The sequence below is a fragment of the Daejeonella sp. genome (genome assembly GCF_049655485.1).
GTDB lineage: Bacteria > Bacteroidota > Bacteroidia > Sphingobacteriales > Sphingobacteriaceae > Daejeonella.
Map to the genome: position 1 here is coordinate 1 of NZ_JBASJU010000042.1, position 5,738 is coordinate 5,738.

The following is a 5,738-nucleotide window of genomic DNA, read 5'->3' on the forward strand; positions in this document are numbered from 1 at the left end:
GGCGAGCGATTTAAAGATCACCCGTGCGACGTAAGGGGCAATAACGATCTGTTAAACATAACCCGTCCTGATATTATTAAAGCTATCCATGCCGAATACCTGGAAGCAGGGGCAGATATAATAGAAACCAACACCTTTAGTACTCAACGAATCTCCATGGCTGATTACCAGATGGAGGATCTCTCTTATGAAATGAGTTTCGAAGGTGCGCGTATTGCGAAAGAGGTAGCTAATGAGTTTACGCTTAGAAATCCTGATAAACCGCGTTTCGTAGCCGGAGCATTAGGCCCCACAACGAAAATGGCTTCTATGTCGCCGGATGTGAATGATCCTGGCTACCGGGCGGTTACCTTTGATGAGCTTGTAGATGCTTATTATGAGCAGGTAAAAGGGCTTATAGAGGGTGGTGCCGATGTACTTCTTTTCGAAACCATTACTGACACCCTGATCACCAAAGCGGCACTTTTTGCTGCTAAGAATTATGAAAACGAAATAGGCAGGAAGATAGAGATCATGATATCAGGAACTATCACTGACGCCAGTGGAAGGACCTTATCAGGCCAGACAGTCGAAGCATTTTTAAATTCCTTAAGCCATGCGAATCTATTAAGCATAGGATTAAATTGTGCCCTGGGTGCTAAAGATATGCGCCCGCATATAGAGGAACTTTCTCAGAAAGCAAGCTGCTTTATCTCGGCATACCCTAATGCGGGTTTACCCAACGAATTTGGGGCCTATGATGAGTTACCGCATGAAACGGCGCACCTGGTCGAAGACTTTATGGCAAGCGGTTTCGTGAATGTGGTTGGAGGATGTTGCGGTACTACCCCTGAACACATCAAATGCATCGCCGAAAAGGCAGCTAAGTTTTCACCACGGGTACCTCCAGTACCGGAACCATATTTGCGTCTTAGCGGTTTGGAGCCTGTCACTTTGACTCCAGAAACTAATTTCGTAAACATTGGTGAGCGTACTAATATCACAGGTTCTCCGAAATTCTCGAAGCTTATATTGAATGGCGAATTTGAAGAAGCACTTTCTGTTGCCCGTCAACAAGTAGAAGGCGGTGCCCAGATCATCGACATCAATATGGACGAAGGAATGATCGACTCGGAAGCTTCGATGGTCAAATTTCTGAACCTTATTGCTTCGGAACCCGACATTTCCAAGCTTCCTATCATGGTCGATTCTTCTAAATGGTCGGTTATCGAAGCGGGATTAAAGTGTCTTCAGGGAAAAGGTATTGTGAATTCAATTTCCCTGAAAGAAGGCGAAGAAGCTTTTATCAAGTCGGCGAAAAAAATAGCACAATATGGTGCGGCAATAGTCGTAATGGCTTTTGATGAAAATGGCCAGGCTGATTCACTGGAGAGGAGAAAAGAGATCTGTAAGCGATCATATGATATACTAGTCAATGTAGTTAACTTCCCTCCTCAGGATATTATATTCGATCCAAATATCCTCACAGTAGCCACCGGATTGGAGGAACATAATAACTATGCTGTTGACTTTATTGATGCAACACGCTGGATCAAACAAAATTTGCCGCTTGCCAAAGTAAGTGGAGGAGTAAGTAATATTTCTTTCTCTTTCAGAGGAAACAATACCGTGCGTGAAGCGATGCATTCGGCTTTCCTTTACCATGCCATCAAAGCCGGCCTGGATATGGGTATTGTCAATGCAGGTATGCTGGAGGTTTATGAAGAGATCCCTAAAGACCTGCTTGAACTTGTTGAAGATGTATTATTAAACCGCCGGCCAGATTCAACAGAACGCCTTGTAGATTTTGCAGAAACCATCAAAACCAAAGGCAAGGTGCTGGTAAAAGACGAAGAGTGGCGAAAAGAAAGCGTAGAATCACGGCTTTCACATTCTTTGATAAAAGGGATAATCGATTACCTCGATGATGATGTCGAAGAGGCCCGCCAGAAATATGCAAAACCGCTTGAAGTAATCGAAGGCCCCCTTATGGATGGTATGGGCATTGTCGGTGATTTATTCGGACAGGGAAAAATGTTCCTGCCGCAGGTTGTAAAATCTGCACGTGTAATGAAGAAAGCTGTAGCTTATCTATTGCCTTTCATTGAAGAAGAAAAATTGAATAACGCCGATAGTAATCAGCGGAAGAATGCAGGTAAAATTTTATTGGCTACGGTAAAAGGCGATGTCCATGATATTGGAAAGAACATCGTTGGGGTAGTTCTTGCTTGTAACAACTTCGAGGTGATCGACATGGGAGTTATGGTTCCTGCACAAAAGATTATCGAAACTGCCAAAGCAGAAAATGTAGACATCATCGGGCTTAGCGGTTTAATTACTCCTTCACTTGATGAGATGGTCCACTTCGCTAAAGAAATGGAGCGTGAAGGGTTTAAGATACCCCTTATCATCGGTGGTGCTACAACATCCCGCATCCATGCTGCTGTAAAAGTTGCACCAAATTATTCGGGCGCAACGGTGCACGTGCTTGATGCATCCAGAAGTGTCACCGTTTGCAGTACATTGATGAGCGACGACAATAAAGAGGAATATATCAATAAAATACACAACGAGTACACTTCAGCTCGTGAAGCTCATTTAAGCAAAAAATCAGACAAGAGGTTTAAAACTATTGAGGAAGCCAGGGCACAAAAATTCCAGATTGATTTGAATGGGTCGGTTGCAACTAAACCGGCTTTTCTCGGAACAAAAGTATTCACAGACTTTTCGATGGAAGAGCTTGTTCCATACATCGACTGGACTCCTTTCTTCCATACATGGGAATTACGCGGAAGCTTCCCTAAGATATTTGACGATCAGTTTGTCGGAGCGGAAGCCAAAAAATTATACGATGAGGCAAGGTTGCTTCTGGATAAAATACTGAAGGATAAAACATTAAAAGCAAATGGGGTTATCGGTTTCTGGCCTGCCAACTCAGTAGGTGATGATATCGAACTTTACACGGACGAAAGCCGGACAGAAGTTTTCAGAACCATTCACACCCTTCGCCAGCAAGCTGAAAAAGCTGCAGGTGAGCCTTACTACGCTCTTTCCGATTTTGTTGCACCTAAAGAATCTGGAATCCCGGATTATTGGGGAGGTTTTGCCGTAACCACCGGAATTGGGGTAGACGAGCTTGTTGCAGAATATGAGAAGAATTATGATGATTACAACAGCATCATGGTTAAAGCACTTGCTGATCGTTTAGCCGAAGCTTTTGCAGAGCGTATGCATGAACTTGTGAGAAAAGAATTCTGGGCATACTCAAAAGATGAAACACTTTCTAATGAAGAGCTGATTAAGGAAAAATATGAGGGCATCCGCCCGGCACCAGGGTATCCTGCTTGCCCGGACCATACGGAAAAAGCCACATTATTTGAGATCCTTGACGTTGAAAATACTACAGGAATCCATCTTACTGAGAACTTCGCGATGTTTCCAACAGCAGCTGTAAGCGGTTTCTATTTCGCTCACCCGCAGTCGCGTTACTTCGGTCTTGGAAAAATCAACAAGGATCAGGTGGAAGATTATGCGGTAAGGAAGAATATGAATGTGGAAGAGGTTGAAAGGTGGTTGAGTCCAAACCTTAGTTATTAGTGGTTGTTATTTGTTGGTTGCTAGTTGTTGGTTGTTGGATCTAAACGCTGTAAAATGTCGAGTGAACGGTAGGGGGTAAGAAAAAATTAGAAAGATTCGGATATTTGGAAATGCCGAGTTATAAAAGATATACTGAATTGGAAGTTTGGCGAGAATCTAAATTTCTGGCTTGTGAGATATATAAATTAACGCAAGGGTATCCAAAAAGTGAGCTTTTCGGAATGGTATCGCAACTTAGAAGGTGTGCGGTGTCCATCCCTCGAATATCGCAGAAGGTTGTGGTCGACAATACAGTAAAGAAACTATTCAATTTTTATCAATCGCCAGGGGCTCGTTGTATGAATTAGAAACACAATTATATATTTCGAAGGAGTTAAACTTTATTACTGCAAATCAACTTGAACCGGTACTTACTAAAATTGAAAGCCAAGGCAAATTAATTAATGGTTTTATCAGATATTATAAAACTAAATCCTGAAACATGTCGTGACTCTAAATTACTAATCCTAGAAAACTGATTAATCCAAATTTGGCACCATTAGTTACGTGCGCCACCAACAACAAACAACCAACAACGAACAACCAACAACGAACAACCAACAACGAACAACCACTAAATGAAAATTACCGAACACATAAAAAACTCCCCTACCAAAACCCTCTTCTCTTTTGAGCTGCTTCCACCGGTAAAAGGTCAAAGCATACAAGGCATATATGATGCGATTGACCCATTGATGGAGTTTAAGCCGCCCTTTATCGATGTTACTTATCATCGGGAAGACTACATCTACAAGCAGCACGACAGCGGGCTTTTGGAGAAAGTATCCTATAGGAAAAGGCCAGGAACGGTAGCGATTTGTGCCGCCATTATGAGCAGGTATAAGGTAGATGCTGTGCCTCACCTGATTTGCGGTGGTTTTACAAAAGAGGAAACAGAGAATGCTCTTATTGATCTTCAGTTTCTCGGAATAGATAATGTTTTAGTTCTTCGGGGCGATGCACGCCATGCCGACTCGGGTTTTATACCTACTCCGGGCGGACACGCTTACGCGACAGATTTGCTTCAGCAGGTTACCAATATGAATAATGGTATATATCTGCATGAGGATCATGACACCGCTTTTAAAACTCAGTTCTGTATTGGCGTTGCAGGTTACCCTGAAAAACATTTTGAATCACCTAATATGAAAACCGATTTTAACTTCCTTAAGAAAAAGGTTGAAATGGGTGCAGAATTCATCGTAACACAGATGTTTTTTGATAATTCAAAGTATGTGGATTTTGTGAATAAATGTCGTGAAAATGGTATCAACGTTCCGATCATCCCGGGGCTAAAACCTATCACCTCATCAAAACAATTAATTTCCCTGCCGAAAATATTCCACATCGACTTACCTGATGATCTGAGCGAGGCCATTGTAAAATGTAAGTCTGAGAAAGATGTAAAAGAGGTTGGGATCGAATTTATGATTCAACAGTGTAAAGAGCTTATTAAAGTCGGCGCTCCAGTACTTCATTTTTATACCATGAGTAACCCGGGGCCGACGAGGAGGATTGCGGAAGCGATATTTTAGAATAGAGTATCAGGTATCAAGTATCAACTATCAAGACAGATGAGTTTGATTGAGAAGGGTTGGCTCTAGTGATATAGACCTGGTACTTCAAAAATATATAGATTTTATTTGGATTGCTTCTAAATAATCCGATCTTTGTACAAGATGTCACAGGATATAATTGCTACAGCGGGTTTAATAGAAGTATTCCTTACTTCCAAAGGCGGTGTTTATCAGTCCGACAAAGAAAATTGCCTCTATCTTAACTTCTCCGGAAAAGTTTCTAAACTAAGCTTCCAGTCATTAAATGATCTGAAAAAGGTTATCGACAAGGTTGACCTTGGGCATATGTGCACATTAATAGAGCACGCTGACATAGAAATTATCCTTATAAAAGATAATTGCTTCGTTTTATCAGGAATCGAAATCATTTATCTCAAGGAAATTCTTCAGGGTGCTTTCACCATGTTCAGCCTCAATCACATCCTTACCGATTGTCTCGATCGCATTGTTATCTATTAATTTAGATTAACTCCATATTGCCATTCTTTAATTTCCCGCAACTTATTATTCATAAGTTTGTTATAAATACAAACCTAAAATAATACA

Annotated in this window: 3 protein-coding genes and 1 pseudogene; all 4 read left to right on the forward strand. The window is 41.5% G+C overall.

All coding sequences use genetic code 11. The annotated features are described in order from the left end of the window. On the forward strand, positions 1 to 3,576 hold a 3,576-nt coding region (metH, locus tag WBJ10_RS01995; protein WP_424287875.1), incomplete at its 5' end, for a methionine synthase. Between the two features lie 110 nt (positions 3,577 to 3,686). After that, positions 3,687 to 4,054, forward strand: a pseudogene (locus WBJ10_RS02000) (four helix bundle protein). Between the two features lie 139 nt (positions 4,055 to 4,193). After that, positions 4,194 to 5,150 (forward strand): methylenetetrahydrofolate reductase [NAD(P)H], encoded by a 957-nt coding sequence (gene metF, locus WBJ10_RS02005; protein ID WP_424287876.1) that lies wholly within the window; start codon positions 4,194 to 4,196, stop codon positions 5,148 to 5,150. 144 nt (positions 5,151 to 5,294) lie between these two features. Continuing rightward, complete coding sequence (locus WBJ10_RS02010) at positions 5,295 to 5,651, forward strand: hypothetical protein (protein WP_424287877.1); 357 nt, start codon at positions 5,295 to 5,297, stop codon at positions 5,649 to 5,651. Positions 5,652 to 5,738: the final 87 nt, after the last annotated feature.